The sequence below is a fragment of the Flavobacterium collinsii genome, assembly GCF_902804485.1.
GTDB classification, from domain to species: domain Bacteria; phylum Bacteroidota; class Bacteroidia; order Flavobacteriales; family Flavobacteriaceae; genus Flavobacterium; species Flavobacterium collinsii.
The window spans coordinates 1-277 of the sequence record NZ_CADCST010000081.1 but is presented as its reverse complement, the minus strand read 5'-3'; the positions used below and the strand labels follow the sequence as shown (position 1 = coordinate 277).

Genomic DNA, 277 nt, shown 5'->3' with positions numbered 1-277 from the left:
AGCACCAAATGCGGGTACTTTATCAGGTACACAAAACATTTGTGTTGCTCAAAAAACAACATTCACTTCCAATGGAGCAAGTGGCGGAAGCTGGTCAAGCAATAATACAACAGTTGCTACAGTAGATGCTTTAACAGGAGAAATTACAGGAGCTGCAGCAGGTACTGCAACAATATCTTATACAGTAACCGGAACAGGCGGTTGTGGAAATGCCACAGCTACCAGAACAGTAACGGTAACTGCAGCACCAAATGCGGGTACTTTATCAGGTACACAA

General features: G+C 43.7%; 1 protein-coding gene. It reads left to right on the top strand.

Annotated features, from left to right (window positions below):
- Positions 1-277 (top strand): Ig-like domain-containing protein (locus FLA105534_RS10540; protein ID WP_173966086.1); only part of this gene is annotated, 277 nt, incomplete at both ends.